Genomic DNA, 14,536 nt, shown 5'->3' on the forward strand with positions numbered 1-14,536 from the left:
GCTGCTCACTGCTCCCAGTGGTTGGTGTTGGTGACGGTCCCGGCGCTCAGATGGCCGGCGAACACGCCCTTGGGGTCGCGGGCGGCCCGGATCTCGTTCAGCCGCCGCCACTGCTCGTCACCCATGAACCTCAACTGCCGTACCGTGAAGTCGGAGTCGCCGAGATACTGGCCCGCGGTCACCGGCTGCATCGCCGCCATCGCCTCGTCCAGCCAGCCGCGCAGCTCCGCGTCCCGCCCGGAGTCGTCATGGACGACATAACTGGCGCAGTAGATCTCCGACTGCAACGAGAAGGCCATGTCGGGGAGTTGCCGCAGCGGTGCCATGGAGAACCAGATGGTGAAGGTCTGCCGGGTCGGGTGCTCGGTGAACGCCTTGCGGATCGCCGGGACGACCTCCTCGGCGCTGCCGGTCAGCCAGGCGTTGTCCACGAAGTAGCGGTGGCCTTCGGGGTTGGCGGTTCGCTGGCCGGTCAACTGCTCGGCGAGGGTGGTGGGTTGGGCCTCGATGCGGAACAGGGCCTGGTCCGCGTACGGATTGGCGTGCAGCGGTGCGAGCGCCTCGGCCGCCTCCTGTGGGCTGTCCGTCATCGAGACACCCGTGACCAGCAGCACCGGTCCGTCGAGGTCGGGCGGGGTCTGGGTGAGGGCGACGATCTCGACCAGGTCGGAGACGGTGTGATGGGTGTCGTGCAGCCAGGTCATGACCTCGTCGAAGAGGTCCAGCGGGTAGGCGTGCACGGTGTGCGCGAGGTGCCTGGGCAGGGGTCGGGTGCGCAGATGGAAACGGGTGACGACGCCGAAGAAGCCGGGGCCCGCCCCACGCGCCGCCCAGAACAGGTCGCTGTGCCGGCTCTCGTCCGCCCGGACCAGCTCGCCGTCCGCCGTGACGACGTCGATCGCCACGATGTTCTCGGCCGCCCAGCCCCAGCCCCGCGCGTTCCAGCCCTGTCCGCCCTGGAGGAGAAAGCCGCCGATCCCGACGGACGGACAGTGCCCGCCGTTGAAGAAGCGCCCGAACTCACCCAGATACGGGTTGAGTTCGTCGCCCCCCTTGACGCTGGGGGTGGCCGTCACGATCCCGGTCGTCTCGTCGTACGCCATCTCGCGGAAGCCGCCGAGGTCGATCAGCAGCGCGTCCCGGCGCACCGACCAGGCGGCCCAGCTGTGCCCGCCGGAGCGGACCGCGACCTGCCAGCCCCGCTCCAGGGCGAGCCGTACACCCTCGACGACATCCTGTTCGGTGACCGCCCACAGTACGGCGGCGGGGATGCGGTCGACCGGGCGGCGGGCGTTGAAGACCCTGCCGTACACGGCCTCCTCGAAGTCCTCGTCACCGGGGAGGTGGAGGGTGCCGGAGAATCGGTTCGTGTTCACAAGGCGGCTCACTTGACTGCGATGGGATTGACGGGGGCACCGGCCGCGCCGGTCGCCGGCAGGGGCGCCGCGACCAGCAGGAACTCGTAGACACCGTCGGCCGCGCAGTCCGCCGCGAGGGCCTCCAGATCCCACATCTCGCCCAGCGGCAGGCCCATGTCGGGGACGGCGATCCGGTGCAGAGGCGACGACACCGGCTCGGTGAACTCGTACGGCCGGACTTCGAGGCCCCACGTGTCGGCGGCGACGGCCGCGATCTCCGTGCGATGCAGCCAGCCGAGGGTGGTGAAGGACAGACCGGGCGCGGCACCGGCCGCGTACCCGTCCCAGGTACCGAGCCGCCGTACCCGGCCGAGCTGTCCGGTGCGGACGAGAACGATGTCACCCCGGCGCACACTCGAGGTGGCACCCTGCGCCTCGACGGTGTCCCGCAGGTGCTCCTCCAGAATGGGGAAGCCGTCTGCGAGTTCACCCCGCGCGTCGCCGACCGCCCGGCCGACGTCGAGCAGCACCCCGCGGCCGGTGAAGGCGTCACGCAGGTGCTCGATGCCGGTCACGCAGTCGCCGTCGTCGGCGGTGGTGCGCGGACTGCCGTGCCACGCCCGCTCGGTGTCGTGGCCGCGGCCCAACCCGTGCCACCGTGTGGCGGCTTGGGGGCCGGTCGCGTCGATCCCCTGCGCCAGCGAGAACGAGCGGCCGCGCCGTACCAGGCCCGCGGCGTGCGCGCGGATCGCGTCGTCGGCGAAGTTGAGCGTGCCCAGCACGTCGTCCTCGCCCCAGCGGCCCCGGTTGCGGTAGGCGGCGCGGGCCTTGGCCAGCTCTTCGTCGACGGGCCCCAGGATCATCGGGTGTGTCCTTTCAGCAGCAGATCCAGCGCGTTGCCCCCGGCGATCGCGTCCCGCTCGGCCGGGTCGAGGCCGGCCGCGTCCAGACGGGCCACCGGGTCGGTCACACCCATGTCGAACGGGTGGTCGGTACCGAGCACCACCCGGTCCGCGCCCACCTCCTCGACCAGATGGCGCAGCGCACGCGGGGTGTAGACGAGGGCGTCGAACCACATCCGCCGCAGATAGGAGCTGGGCGGCTCGGCGCAGCCGCGCGCGTCCGGCCGTACCCGCCAGGCGTGGTCGGAGCGGCCGATGTACGTCGGCAGATAGCCGCCGCCGTGCGCAGCCACCAGCTTCAGGCGCGGGAAACGGTCCAGGACCCCGGTGAAGATCAGGTGGGAGAGCGCGACCGTGGTCTCGGTGGGCTGTCCGACCGTGTTGCCCAGGTAGTTCGAGGCGAGCCGCTCGCCGAGCGAGCAGCCCCAGGGGTGGACGAAGACGACCGCGCCCAGTTCCTCGGCCTTCAGCCAGACGTCGTCGTGCGCGGAGTCGGCCAGCTCCCGGCCCTCGACGGTGGTGGAGACGCTGATGCCGTACAGGCCCAGCTCGGTGACCGCCTTGTCCAGCAGGGCGACCGCGAGATCGGGGTGCTGGAGCGGTACCGTGCCGAGGCCGTACAGTCGGCCGGGTGCGGCGGCGCAGTGCGCGGCCACCGCCTCGTTGACGGTACGGGCCAACTGCACCGCGAGACCGGGGCCCGCCCAGTAGTGGTGCATGGGCATCGGGCCGACCACCTGAAGGTCGACGCCCATCGCGTCGAGGTCGGCGAGCCGGCTGTCCGGATCCGTCAACTTCCCTGCCAGCCCCTGGAGTTGAGCCCGGTTGGCGGCCAGTGACTCGGGGGAGTGGCCGCGCTGCTCGGCGGCCAGCTCGGCCGCGAAGCCCGCGGTGCCGGCCACCAGGGCGTCGGCCTCGGGGACCGCGAGATGACCGTGGAAGTCGACGACGGGCGTGCTCATGCGGCCACCGTCAGGCAGGAGAGCGTCTCCGACATGATGCGGGCCGGGTCGGCGCCCGGGGTGTCCGGGTGGATCTCCCACTCGGCGAGCTGGAGGGAGTTGTCCAGCACCATGCGGACGCGGGGCAGCCGCCGGGCCATGAACCGTTCGAGAGCCCTGTCCACCGGCTCGTCGGCGGTGACCAGGTCAGCCAGCAGCACCGCGTCCTCCATGCACATCGCGGCACCCTGCGCGATCAGCGGCGGGCAGGCGTGCGCCGCGTCACCGATCACCATGGCCCGGCCCCGATGCCAGTCCTCGTCGACCAGCACCGCCTCGATCCAGCGGTAGTCCACCGCCGTGTCGTCCGGCAGCGAGGCGAGGATCCTCCCCCAGGTGCCGCCGTACCCGGCGCCACGCTCGCGCAGCAGGTCCAGCGACGCGCGCGGGCCGATCAGGGAGGCGTCCAGGTTCTCGTCGAGGAGGTAGGCGTAGCACTGATCGTCCGAGATCGGGCTGTAGCCGGCCTTGTAGCGGGGACCGCCGTAGTACACCTCGGCGCAGTCCATCTCGGCGGGGCGCCGGGCCACCACCCGGAAGATCGACATACCGACGGGGTGCGGCTTCGCCGAGATGCCGATGAGCGCGCGCATCGCCGAGTTGATGCCGTCCGCGCCGACCACCAGGTCGTAGCGTCCGGCGGAGCCGTCGGTGAAGGTCACATCCACATGATCGGCGGACTGGTCGAGGCCGCGCACGCTCAGGCCCAGCCGGACGGTGACGCCGTGCGCGTACACCGCGTCGCACAGCGCGTCCTGCAGATCGGACCGGAGCGCGCCCGCCGTGGACGGCAGGTCCGCGCCGCCGGTGTGCGGGGTCTCCAGCTCGGTGATCAGACCGCCGTCCGCCCGGCGCAGCCGCATGAGGTCGAACGGCACCGCACGGGCCAGCACCCGGTCCAGCACGCCGACCGAACGCAGCGCCTTGAGCGCGTTGCCCTGGATGGTGATGCCATGGCCCACCCCGAACCACCGGGGCGAGACCTCGACGAGCTCCACCTCGACCCCGCGCTGGGCGAGGGCGAGACACAGCACGCTTCCGGTGATGCCGCCGCCGACGACGAGCACCTTGTTCACGGGCATGGGCGATCCTTGCGAAAGTAGAAAGACAGGTGGTGGGGGTCGGCAGCCTTCAGCCGGTGAAGCGGGGGCCCAGCTCGTGGTAGTGCTCGACGGCCGGCGGGGCGGCGAAGAACGGGCCGACCAGGGCCCGCCAGCGCGCGAACCGCTCCGACTCCCGGAAGCCGGCCGTGTGCGCCTCGACCGACTCCCAGCCGACGAGCAGCAGGAAGGTCCGCGGCCGCTCCTCGCCGCGCAGCAGCTCGGCCCAGCGGAACCCGTCCGCCTCGGCGAGCACCTCGCGTGCCGTGCCGAAGACCTCCTCGAATTCCGCTTCCCGGCCTTCCTCGACGGTCAGCTCGGCGTGCTCGACTACCACGGTGTGCTCCTCGGTTCGGGGTGGCATCGAGCCTGATCGGCGGTAGGTGCAGGGTCAACGGATCCAGGCATCGACAAGGGGGACGTCATCCATCCCCGACGGCGATGGCGGTCCCACGCAGCGCGCCGCACATCGATGCAGGCCGCGGCCGCACACCGGCGCAGGCGGGGGACGGGTGCGCAGGCGATGGCAGCCATCGTGAACGGCCATTTCCGCCGACCGTGCCCGATGCCTAGCGTCGAAGGCGAGCCCCCACCCGTACGAGGAGAGCCGCCCGTGCCCGAACCATCCCCCTCCCACGCCGGACCCTTCGCGCTCGGCACCTTCAGCGACGGCGCAGCCGCCTTCCCCGGCCTGGTCGCCGGCACGCGGGTCCGCGACCTCTCCGCCCTGGTCGCGTCGGTACGCGCGCTGGTCGAGGACTGGGACACCTGGCTGCCCCGCCTGCACGAGCTGGCCGCGGCCACCGACGGCGCCTGGCACGACCTGGCCGACCTACGGGTCCTGACGCCGATCGAACCGGGCCAGATCCTGCAGAGCGGCGCCAACTACCGCAAGCACGTGGTCGACCTGGTCGCCGCCGAGAAGGAGAGCGTGCACGGTGCCACGGCGGAGGAGGCCCGCGCCGACGCCGAGAAGATGATGGACGAGCGGATCCGCGACGGCGTCCCCTACCTCTTCCTCGGCTCACCGCGCGCACTGTGCGGCCCGTACGACGACGTCGTGCTGCCCGAGCTCGGCGAACAGCACGACTGGGAGCTCGAACTCGCCCTGGTCATCGGGAGGCCGGGAAAGAACATCCCGGCCGCCGAGGCGATGTCGTACGTCGCCGGATACACCATCAGCAACGACCTCACCACCCGTGACCGGCTGTACCGGCCCGACCTGAAGGCCATCGGCACGGACTGGTTCACCGCCAAGAACGCCGACACCTTCCTGCCGACCGGGCCGTTCCTGGTCCCGGCGGACTTCGTCGGGGATCCGGGCGACCTGCGGATCACACTGCGGCACAACGGGGTGGCCCGGCAGGACGAGTCCACCAAGGACATGATCTTCGACATTCCCCGGCTGATCGCCTACGCCTCCACGACCACCACGCTGCGCCCCGGCGACCTGCTGCTCACCGGTTCCCCGGCCGGCAACGGCGCGCACTGGGGGGTCTTCCTGAAGCCCGGAGACGTGATCGACGCGGAGATCACCGGCCTCGGCCATCAGCGCAACACCGTCAGGAGCCACGCATGAGCTTCCAGCCCATCACCCATCTGCGCCATGTCGACCTGGCCGTACCGGACTTCGCCGGCCAGCGCGCCTTCTACGGCACCACCTGGGGCCTGACCGAGGTCGCGAACGACAGCGGCATCGCGTTCTTCGCCGCCGAGGGCAGCCCCGAGCAGTACATCGTCCGCATCCGCGAGGACGAGCGCAAGCGGATGGACCTCGTCGCCTTCGGCGCGGTGTCACCGGCGGCCGTCGACGAGCTGGCGGTGCGGCTGGGGCGGGCCGGGGTGCGGATCATCCATGAGCCGCGGGCGCTGGACACCCCGGGCGGCGGCCACGGGCTGCGTTTCTTCGACCCCGACGGGCGGGTCGTGGAGGTCTCGGCCGACGTGGCCACCCGCACCCACCGCAAGATCGAGGAGCGCGAGGCCATCCCCGTGCGGCTCTCCCACTGTGTGGTCAACTCCCAGGACCCGGAGGGGCTGCGCGACTTCTACATCCGGCACCTGGGCTTCCGGCTCACCGACACCCTGTACTCCACGCACATGGGTGACCTCATGTACTTCCTGCGATGCAGCCCGCTGCACCACTCCTTCGCCATCGCGCGCGGGCCCCATGTGTCGCTGCACCACGCCTCTTTCGAGATGCGGGGGGTGGAGGAGTACATGCGCGGCACCGGCCGTGCGCTGCGCGCCGGGACCCGGCTCACCTGGGGCCCGGGACGGCACCTGGCGGGCGACAACACCTTCTCCTACTTCCACGACCCGCACGGCAACACCGTCGAGTACACCACCGAACTCGCCGTCCTCGAAGAGGACCTGTGGCACCCCGGCCGGCACGACGTGGACGACCCGATCACCCAGGACCAGTGGGGGACCGCCGACCCGATGAGCGAGTCGGTCGCCAAGGAGCAGTTCAACGACCCCGACGTGCTCTTCGAAGCGCCCCCGGTCTGACCCCGAACCTTCCGAGAAAGGCCGCAGTTGTGGCAGAGATCCTGAAGCACGCCGTGCCCCGGGCCGAGGTGGCCGCCTCCCTCGACCAGGTGCGTGAGACGGTGACCGGTGTCATCGCGGACATCCGAGAGCGCGGTGACGCGGCGGTCCGCGAGTACTCCGAGAAGTTCGACAAGTGGAGCCCCGACTCCTTCCGGCTGAGCGCCGAGGAGGTCGAGAAGATCGTCGCCTCGGTGCCCCGGCAGGTCATCGGCGACATCACGTTCGTGCAGGAGCAGGTCCGCACCTTCGCCCGCCGCCAGCTGGACTCCCTGGGCGAGTTCGAGGTGGAGACGCTGCCGGGCGTGAGGCTCGGCCAGAAGCACATCCCGGTACAGGCGGCCGGCGCCTACATCCCCGGCGGCCGCTATCCGCTCACCGCCTCCGCCCACATGACCATCGTCACCGCCAAGGTGGCCGGCGTGCCCCGCGTGGTCGCCTGCACCCCGCCCATCCACGGCGAGATCCCCGCCGCCACCGTCGCCGCCATGCACCTCGCGGGCGCCGACGAGATCTGGCTGCTCGGCGGCGTCCAGGCGGTGGCCGCGATGGCCGTGGGCACCGACACCATGGAGCCGGTCAACCTGATCGCAGGTCCCGGAAACGCCTATGTCGCCGAGGCCAAGCGCCAGCTCTTCGGCGAGATCGGCATCGACCTGTTCGCCGGACCGACCGAGATCCTGGTCCTCGCCGACGGCCAGGCCGACCCGTTCGTCTGCGCGGTCGACCTGCTCTCCCAGGCCGAGCACGGCCCGGACTCCCCGGCGGTCCTGATCACCACCTCCCGCGAGGTCGCCGAGCGGACCATCGCCGAGGTCGAGCGCATCCTGCCCTCCATGCCCACCCGCGACTACGCGGAGCCCGCCTGGCGCGACCACGGCCAGGTGCACGTCGTCGGCTCGATCGACGAACTGTACGAACTCGCCGACGCGTTCGCCTTCGAACACGTCGAGGTGCTGACCGCCGAGCCGCGCCTCGCGCTGGAGAGGATGACCCAGTACGGCGCCCTGTTCCTCGGCGAGGGCACGTGCGTGTCGTTCGGCGACAAGGTCATCGGCACGAACCATGTGCTGCCCACACGTGGTGCCGCCCGCTACACCGGCGGTCTGTGGGTGGGGAAGTACCTCAAGACGGTCACCTACCAGGAGGTCACCGACACCGCCTCGCAGGCCCTGCTCGGGCGGCTGTGCGGGCGCGCCTCCCGGGTCGAGCTGTTCGAGGGCCACGCCCGCTCGGGTGACGTACGGGCCGCGAAGGCCGCGGGCGACGCGCTGCCGTGGAACGAAGCGTGAGCCTGGACGGCCGTACGGCCCTGGTCACCGGCGGGGGAGGGCCGCTGGGCCGGGCCTTCGCGCTGGCTCTCGCCGAGGCCGGGGCCCGGGTGATCCTGGTCGGCCGGAACGAGCAGGCCCTCGCCGAGGCGGCGGCCAAGGTGGGCGAGGCGGCCCGTACAGCCGTGTGCGACGTCTCCGACCCCGCCGCCGTCCGCACCCTGGCCGCGCAACTCTCCGACGAAGACGTGTCGTTGCTCGTCAACAACGCCGGCGTCGCCGGGCCGGTCCGGCCCCTGGTCGACATCGAACCCGGCGAGTGGGACGACGTGTTCGCCGCCAACGTCCGCGGCGTCTATCTCATGTGCCGGGCGTTCCTGCCGCCCATGCTCGCCGCCGGGCGGGGCGACATCGTCAACGTCGCCTCGGTCAGCGGCAAACGCCCGCTGCTCAACCGGACGCCGTACACCGCGTCCAAGATGGCGCTGATCGGCCTCACCCGGACGCTGGCCGGCGAGGTGGGCCCGCACGGCGTCGCGGTCAACTCCCTCTCCCCGGGCCCGGTCCGGGGGCCCCGTATGGACCGCAATTTCCGGCTCACCGCCGAACTCACCGGCTGCACCGTCGAGGAGGCGGAACGGGACTTCGCCTCCCGCGCCGCGCTCGGGAGGCTGGTGGAGGAGGACGAGGTCGCGCGGGCGCTGGTCGCCATGCTGGCGATGCCCGGACTGTGCGGGGCGGACATCGACCTGTCGGCGGGGATGATCGCACCGGCGTAGACCACGTACAGGGACACGGCGAGGTGGACGGCATGCGGGCGTCCGCCTCGCCGTCGTGCGTGCCCGTCGTCCAGGCCTGTGGCCACTCTGTGTGAGCGCCATGAACTCGGCGGCGCGATCCGAGGCATCGGGTTCCGGGATGCGTGTGTGCGATGTCTGTCCCGGGTTTCCCAGGGCTGATTCACTCCCACCTGCACACCTCAGGTGCTTTCGTCGCCTTGGTTTCGACGGGCGACTCGTAACTCTGCGCGACGGCGCACTCCACCCGTGGAAAGGCCTGCAATGACGCTGATATCCCGACGCTCGTTCCTGATCGCCGGTTCCGCCACCGCAGCGGCCGTGCTCGTTCCGGTCGCCTCCGGTACCGCCACCGCCGCGCCGAAGGCGGCGGGCAGGACGATCTCCGTCGCCGCGGGGGAGACCTACGAGCTCGCCGCGACCACCCAGGTGAGCCGGTTGACCATCGGGGACGGCGGCAAGATCGTCGCCCCGGAGGGGTACGACATCAGCCTCACCGTCGACGGCGTGGAGACCGGCCAGCTGCTCACCGCGACCGGCGCCACCGGGACCCTCATCCAGGCCGGCACCTACCGCGGCGACGTCGTCCTCACGGTCGCCGAGTCCAACGACGTCACCTACCAGACGCTCACCTTCCCGTTCCGGCAGGCGCTCTACGTCGGCTCCGACGGGGTCGACTCCGCGAAGTCCGTCCTGTCCGCCGTGCGCGGCGGCAAGGTCACCGACATCGCCGCCCGGGGCGTGTCGATCGCCTCCACCGGCGAGTGCTTCAACGGCGTGTACGTCGAGAGCGGCAGTTACACCCTCCAGAGCCCGACCATCACCCTCGACGGCAACGGCCGCTCGGACTTCGCCGGGTACGGCGCCGCCGTGGTCGGCGACGGCTCCGCGACCAAGTTGGTCGTGGACGGCGCCAGGATCAGCAACAAGGGCGTGGTCCGCACCACCGTCATCGCCGACGGCGGCGCCAACGTCCTCGTCAAGAACTCCTTCCTGCGCGCCCGCAACGGCGTCCTGCCCTCCGACTACCAGGCCACCGTCGAGACCCCGTACATGGAGTCGGTGCCCTGGATGCTGGGCCTGGACGGCAACGTCCGCGCCACCAACCTGATCGGCAAGAACAGCATCGCCACCTACCTCGACTCGACCGTGTTCTCGGAGACCTGGGGCGCGCTGTCCGTGGAGGGCGGCAGCGGACTGAAGCTCACCGCGATCAACAGCCACGTCGGCAACACCGGCGACTACGGGTACGGCACCTACGCCATCGGCGACGCCACGGTCCGTGTGCTCGGCTCCCGCTTCGACGTCGGCTCGTACGCGACGATCATCGCCGGGCCGGCCGCCGTCGTGCACTACGGCGACAGCACCCCCGACGCCCTCGCCGCGCTCAACACCGAGCTCGAACTCGGACTGTCCGACGCCGAGTTGCGGAGCATCCCGGAGCGCAGCACGGTGGTCAACTCCGGCCACTTCGGCTACATGTTCTTCGGCGCCGGGGAACTCACCCTGGACGGCGGCACCGTCATCAACTCCGAACGGGCCACCTTCCTCAACAAGGGCCAGCAGACCACCATTTCGGTGGACGGTTCGCAGGGCGCCCGGCTCAACCCGCGCGACGGCATCATCCTGCAGATGATCGAGCTGGACGACCCGGGCCCGGTCAACGTCAACGGCAAGATGATGAACATCGGCGTGTACACCGAGCCCGCCACCGACCCGGTGAAGAACTCGTCGTTCGACGTCACCGCCGTCCACTCCACCGACGGCGCCGCCACATTCAGCTCCATCGGGCTGAAGGGCGACTTCTACAACGGCATGCGCAACGGCAAGAACATGGTCCTCACCTTCGAGGACTCCACTGTCGAGGGCGTCATCTCGGCGACGCGGGCCAAGCACCGGGTCTCCTCGATCGACTCGTCCACCTTCTACGAGCTGGGCATCGTCACCAACACCGTGCAGGCCGCCGTCAACAACGGCGTGGTGGTGAAGCTGAACAGCGGCTCGACCTGGACGGTCACCGGGACGTCGTACCTGACCAGCCTCACCCTCGCGGCCGACGCCGCCGTGCGGGCGCCGCGCGGCAAGTCCGTGAAGCTGACGGTCGACGGCACCGAGACGGCGATCACGGCCGGCTCCACCTACACGGGTGCCCTCACGCTCACCGTGGCGTGAGATCCGGCGCCGTGCGGTGACACCCGCTGCCGACGGGTGCCACCCGGCCGCAGGCGCGGTCCCTTCCACGGACCGCGCCTGCGCCGTGTCCGGCGCCGAGCGCTGCCGTAGGCTGGCCGGATGTTCAGCCCCGAAGGCCCGAGCCTCAGTGAACTCACCGTCCAGGCGCTGTCCTCGGTCGAGCGCGGCTACGACCTGCTGGCCCCGAAGTTCGACCACACCCCCTTCCGGACACCCGACTCGGTTCTTGAAGCGGTCGCGAAGGCGCTCGCGCCGCTCGGTCCGTTCGAGGACGGTCTCGACCTGTGCTGCGGGACGGGAGCCGGTACCGGGGTGCTGGCCCAGGTGTGCCGGCACAGCGTGACCGGGGTCGACTTCAGCGCAGGCATGCTGGAGATCGCCCGCCGGCAGCTCCCGCCCGACGGCCCGGACGTCACCTACGTGCGCGGCGACGCCCGTGCCCTGCCGTTCCGGTCCGCCTTCGACCTGGTCGTCAGCTTCGGGGCGTTCGGGCACTTCCTGCCCCGGGAGCTGCCCGGACTCTTCGACCAGGTCCACGGGGTGCTGCGGCCGGGCGGCGCCTTCGCCTTCCCGGTGCTCGCGCCACCGCGGCCCAGCAGCCCCGCGTTCTGGATGCTGCTGGGCTTCGACGCCGTGATGCGGGTCCGCAACGCCCTCTGGCGGCCGCCGTTCGTCATGTACTACCGGGCCTTCCGACTCGGCGGCGTACTGGGGGAGTTGGCGCGGGCAGGGTTCGCCGTGGACCTGTACGCGCTGCCCGGGTTCGGCGAGCGCGACGACGGCAGCCCGCGCGCCCGGCTGGTCGTGGCCCGCCGCGGTCAGCCCGCGGCGGGCACCGTGAACTCGTAGACCAGCGCGTCCTGCTGGGCGTCCACCACCAGGTCGGTGATCTCCAGCGGGCGGGCGTACTGGTCGTGCACCCGGCGGGTCACCCGGACCGAGGACGCGTCCGCGACCTGGGTGATGGAGTCGCGGTGGTGCAGGGTGAGGCCCGCCTGGCGCATCCAGTCGTAGGCCCGGCGCAGCTGCGCGGCGGCACAGCCGTCGGCCCGGTCCCGGTATCGGCCCAGTTCCTCGACCTCGGTCAGGGCCACCGCCGAGAACGAGGTCACGGCGGTGCGCAGGGCGTGGCCGTCGGGGGAGGCGGACTCGTAGCGGTGCACCAGGGTCGGCCGGTGCGGGGCCAGCCCGAGCGCCGCCGCGTGCTCGGGCGGTGGCTCCTCCCAGGTCACCGTGGCCCGGTCGACCGCGCCGTGTTCCGTGGGTCCGGCGCCCACCGGGAAGGCCAGGGAGACCGGGCTCTCCACCGGACGGCCGTGCAGCGTCGCGTGACTGCCCCGTCGGTCGGTGGCCACCAGTCCGCTGTGCCGCAGCACCTCCAGCGCCTGCCGGACGGTCTCCCGGCTGACCCCGAAGTGCCGCGCCAACTGCCGTTCCGCCGGCAGCCGTTCCCCGGGCGGCAGGGTGCCGTCGCGCAGTTCACCGAGGAGTTGTGTCGCGATCCGCCAGTACAGGGGCTGCCCTTCGCTCTCGGAGTGGTGATGCGGGGTGGTGCGGGCCATGCCGCTCCTCCAGTGGGTGACAAGAAGTAGCCGTGCGGGTTCGTTCCGCGACCACATCTAGCATTGGTCTAAACCATCAGGGAAGAGCGGCCGACGGGTTCGGCCGAAACCGTGCGGGCCTCACAGACTCGCGTAAACGGCGTTGACCAGGGCTGTCTTCCGCGGGTCGTCCGCGATCCGCGGTCCCATGCGGTTCATGACGTACCCGAGGGAGACCCCCGCTTCCGGGTCGGCCAACCCGCAGGAGCCGCCGAACCCGTCGTGCCCGAAGGCGCGCGGGTTCGGCCCGTACGAGCCGTTCGGCCCGCTCAGCCAGAGTCCGAGCCCGATCTCGGTCTCGTGCTCGAAACCCGCCCCCAGTACCAGGTCACGACAGCTGCCCTGGCCCTCCCGCACCCGCTCGGCCGCCTCCGGCGACAGCACTCGCAGGCCGCCGTACTCGCCCCGGCCGGCGAACACCCCGTACAACGCCGCGACCGCCCGGGCCGTGCCGTGCCCGTTGGCCGCCGGGATCTCGGCCGCCCGCCACTCGGAGGTGTTCGCCGCGGACGCGCCCACCCCCGGGTTGGCCAGGGCGGCGACCGCGGCGGGCGTCAACTGGCTGAAGATCGCAGCCTGTTCGCTGTCCGACACGACCCGAGGATGCACCAGCTCGGCCGCCCGGCCCGCGTCCTTCTCCGGCAGCCCGACGGTGAAGTCGATCCCCAGCGGCCCGGTGACCTCCCGCTCCAGGAACGCCCCCGGCAGCAGCCCGGACACCCGCCGCACCACCTCGCCGACCAGGAAGCCGTAGGTCAGCGCGTGATACCCGGACCGGGTCCCCGGCTCCCACCAGGGCTCCGTCGCCGCCAGCCGCGCGGTCGTCAGCTCCCAGTCGTACAGGTCCTGGAGCGAGTGCGGCTCGCGCAGCCCGGACAGCCCGGCCCGGTGCGAGAGCAGATGGCGGACCAGGACCCGCTCCTTGCCGGCCGCCGCGAACTCGGGCCAGTAGCCGGCCACCGGTGCGTCGAGGTCGAGCAGTCCCCGGTCGGCCAGGATGTGCGCACACAGGGCCACCGGGCCCTTGGTGGTGGACCAGACGTTGACCACGGTGTCCCGCTCCCACGGCCGCCGGTGCGCCGGATCGGCCCAGCCGCCCCACAGATCCACCACCGTCTCGCCGCCGGCCGTCACCGCGACGGCGGCGCCCAGTTCCTCCCGGTCCCGGAAGTTCTCCTCGAACGCCTCCCGTACCGCCGCGAAACGCGGATCGCAGTGGCCGTGGACCTGTGGCCGCGGCTGAGGCTCGTGCTCGGACATGCGCCCTCCGTCGTACGCCGGAAAACCCGGACCGCGACACTGCGGCCCGGGCATCCCGAACGTACCGACTGGTCGGACTGGAGGGAAGATCAGAGCAGGAAGAGTCTCCCGGCCGGCTCCTGGTGCCCCTCGGCGGTGTGCCAGTAGTCACGGGTCTCCACCGCGAGCCCCTGCGCGTCGAAGCGCACGAACACGCACCCCGCCAGCGTGGCCGCAGCACCCCCCTCTTCGGACCGCACCCGGAACTCCGCCGCCGCGACCCCGTCCGGGCCCACCAGCGGCGCCGAGAACCTGACGTCCGTCACCCGCTCCGCCTCGAACGACCAGCGCAGATAGGCGGCGAGTTCGTCCCGCCCCCGGTGCGGGGCGCGGAACGGCATCGAGCGGTGCACACAGTCCTCGGCGTACAGGGCGAGCAGCGCGTCCACGTCGTGCGCGGCCCAGCCCCGCTCCCAGACCCGGACGAACCGCTCGGCGGCCTCCCGCGTGTCCAACTCCGCCGC

At 71.6% G+C, this 14,536-nt stretch carries 14 protein-coding genes; 6 read left to right on the top strand and 8 right to left on the bottom strand.

The genetic code is table 11. The features are described from left to right. Nucleotides 1-5: 5 nt before the first annotated feature. Genes ACFY0P_RS23775 through ACFY0P_RS23795 form a run of 5 tightly spaced genes read right to left on the bottom strand, consistent with a single transcriptional unit; the run spans nucleotide 6 to nucleotide 4,698 of the window. A complete protein-coding gene (locus tag ACFY0P_RS23775; RefSeq protein ID WP_388916473.1) occupies nucleotides 6-1,376 on the bottom strand; it encodes an FAD-binding oxidoreductase in 1,371 nt (456 codons plus the stop codon). A gap of 8 nt (nucleotides 1,377-1,384) precedes the next feature. Then, the gene (locus tag ACFY0P_RS23780) at nucleotides 1,385-2,221 is read right to left on the bottom strand and encodes a cyclase family protein (protein ID WP_388916476.1); all 837 of its coding nucleotides are present in this window, start codon (nucleotides 2,219-2,221) and stop codon (nucleotides 1,385-1,387) included. Beyond that, a complete protein-coding gene (locus tag ACFY0P_RS23785) occupies nucleotides 2,218-3,222 on the bottom strand; it encodes an amidohydrolase family protein (RefSeq protein WP_388916479.1) in 1,005 nt (334 codons plus the stop codon). The genes ACFY0P_RS23780 and ACFY0P_RS23785 overlap by 4 nt, the downstream gene beginning before the upstream one ends. Next, entirely contained in the window at nucleotides 3,219-4,343 is a 1,125-nt protein-coding gene (locus ACFY0P_RS23790) for an FAD-dependent monooxygenase (RefSeq protein WP_388916482.1), read from the bottom strand. The genes ACFY0P_RS23785 and ACFY0P_RS23790 overlap by 4 nt, the downstream gene beginning before the upstream one ends. A 49-nt stretch (nucleotides 4,344-4,392) precedes the next feature. Then, nucleotides 4,393-4,698, bottom strand: a complete 306-nt coding sequence (locus ACFY0P_RS23795) for an antibiotic biosynthesis monooxygenase family protein (protein WP_388916485.1) — start codon at nucleotides 4,696-4,698, stop codon at nucleotides 4,393-4,395. Between the two features lie 276 nt (nucleotides 4,699-4,974). Here ACFY0P_RS23795 and ACFY0P_RS23800 point away from each other — a divergent pair, with 276 nt between their 5' ends. The 6 genes from ACFY0P_RS23800 to ACFY0P_RS23825 all read left to right on the top strand — a co-directional run bounded on the left by ACFY0P_RS23800 (nucleotide 4,975) and on the right by ACFY0P_RS23825 (nucleotide 12,021). Further along, on the top strand, nucleotides 4,975-5,940 hold the full coding sequence (locus ACFY0P_RS23800; protein ID WP_388916488.1) for a fumarylacetoacetate hydrolase family protein: 966 nt from the start codon (nucleotides 4,975-4,977) through the stop codon (nucleotides 5,938-5,940). Continuing rightward, on the top strand, nucleotides 5,937-6,872 hold the full coding sequence (locus tag ACFY0P_RS23805) for a VOC family protein (protein WP_388916491.1): 936 nt from the start codon (nucleotides 5,937-5,939) through the stop codon (nucleotides 6,870-6,872). Before ACFY0P_RS23800 ends, ACFY0P_RS23805 begins: the two co-directional genes overlap by 4 nt. 29 nt (nucleotides 6,873-6,901) lie before the next feature. After that, nucleotides 6,902-8,203, top strand: coding sequence for a histidinol dehydrogenase (gene hisD / locus ACFY0P_RS23810; RefSeq protein ID WP_388916494.1), 1,302 nt, complete (start codon nucleotides 6,902-6,904; stop codon nucleotides 8,201-8,203). Beyond that, nucleotides 8,200-8,961 (top strand): SDR family NAD(P)-dependent oxidoreductase, encoded by a 762-nt coding sequence (locus tag ACFY0P_RS23815; RefSeq protein WP_388916497.1) that lies wholly within the window; start codon nucleotides 8,200-8,202, stop codon nucleotides 8,959-8,961. Before hisD ends, ACFY0P_RS23815 begins: the two co-directional genes overlap by 4 nt. 282 nt (nucleotides 8,962-9,243) lie before the next feature. Next, nucleotides 9,244-11,151, top strand: coding sequence for a hypothetical protein (locus ACFY0P_RS23820; RefSeq protein ID WP_388916500.1), 1,908 nt, complete (start codon nucleotides 9,244-9,246; stop codon nucleotides 11,149-11,151). Between the two features lie 120 nt (nucleotides 11,152-11,271). Continuing rightward, the gene (locus ACFY0P_RS23825; protein WP_388916503.1) at nucleotides 11,272-12,021 is read left to right on the top strand and encodes a class I SAM-dependent methyltransferase; all 750 of its coding nucleotides are present in this window, start codon (nucleotides 11,272-11,274) and stop codon (nucleotides 12,019-12,021) included. On the opposite strand, the gene ACFY0P_RS23830 is transcribed toward ACFY0P_RS23825, so the two are convergent. From ACFY0P_RS23830 to ACFY0P_RS23840, 3 genes are all read right to left on the bottom strand, one after another. Continuing rightward, nucleotides 11,991-12,734 carry a GntR family transcriptional regulator gene (locus ACFY0P_RS23830; protein ID WP_388916506.1) on the bottom strand — a complete coding sequence of 248 codons (744 nt, stop codon included), beginning with the start codon at nucleotides 12,732-12,734 and terminating at the stop codon, nucleotides 11,991-11,993. The genes ACFY0P_RS23825 and ACFY0P_RS23830 overlap by 31 nt on opposite strands. A gap of 120 nt (nucleotides 12,735-12,854) precedes the next feature. After that, nucleotides 12,855-14,033, bottom strand: a complete 1,179-nt coding sequence (locus tag ACFY0P_RS23835; protein WP_388916509.1) for a serine hydrolase domain-containing protein — start codon at nucleotides 14,031-14,033, stop codon at nucleotides 12,855-12,857. An 89-nt stretch (nucleotides 14,034-14,122) separates the two neighbouring features. Continuing rightward, nucleotides 14,123-14,527, bottom strand: a complete 405-nt coding sequence (locus ACFY0P_RS23840) for a nuclear transport factor 2 family protein (protein WP_388916512.1) — start codon at nucleotides 14,525-14,527, stop codon at nucleotides 14,123-14,125. Nucleotides 14,528-14,536: the final 9 nt, after the last annotated feature.

It is taken from the genome of Streptomyces sp. NPDC001714 (assembly GCF_042892755.1).
GTDB lineage: Bacteria > Actinomycetota > Actinomycetes > Streptomycetales > Streptomycetaceae > Streptomyces.

Bases quoted from the DNA above. Each gene is read 5' to 3' on its own strand.
- ACFY0P_RS23780 (WP_388916476.1), bottom strand. From the start codon at position 2,221: ATGATCCTGGGGCCCGTCGACGAAGAGCTGGCCAAGGCCCGCGCCGCC.
- ACFY0P_RS23785 (WP_388916479.1), bottom strand. From the start codon at position 3,222: ATGAGCACGCCCGTCGTCGACTTCCACGGTCATCTCGCGGTCCCCGAG.
- ACFY0P_RS23790 (WP_388916482.1), bottom strand. From the start codon at position 4,343: ATGCCCGTGAACAAGGTGCTCGTCGTCGGCGGCGGCATCACCGGAAGC.
- ACFY0P_RS23805 (WP_388916491.1), top strand. From the start codon at position 5,937: ATGAGCTTCCAGCCCATCACCCATCTGCGCCATGTCGACCTGGCCGTA.
- ACFY0P_RS23820 (WP_388916500.1), top strand. From the start codon at position 9,244: ATGACGCTGATATCCCGACGCTCGTTCCTGATCGCCGGTTCCGCCACC.
- ACFY0P_RS23825 (WP_388916503.1), top strand. From the start codon at position 11,272: ATGTTCAGCCCCGAAGGCCCGAGCCTCAGTGAACTCACCGTCCAGGCG.
- ACFY0P_RS23830 (WP_388916506.1), bottom strand. From the start codon at position 12,734: ATGGCCCGCACCACCCCGCATCACCACTCCGAGAGCGAAGGGCAGCCC.
- ACFY0P_RS23835 (WP_388916509.1), bottom strand. From the start codon at position 14,033: ATGTCCGAGCACGAGCCTCAGCCGCGGCCACAGGTCCACGGCCACTGC.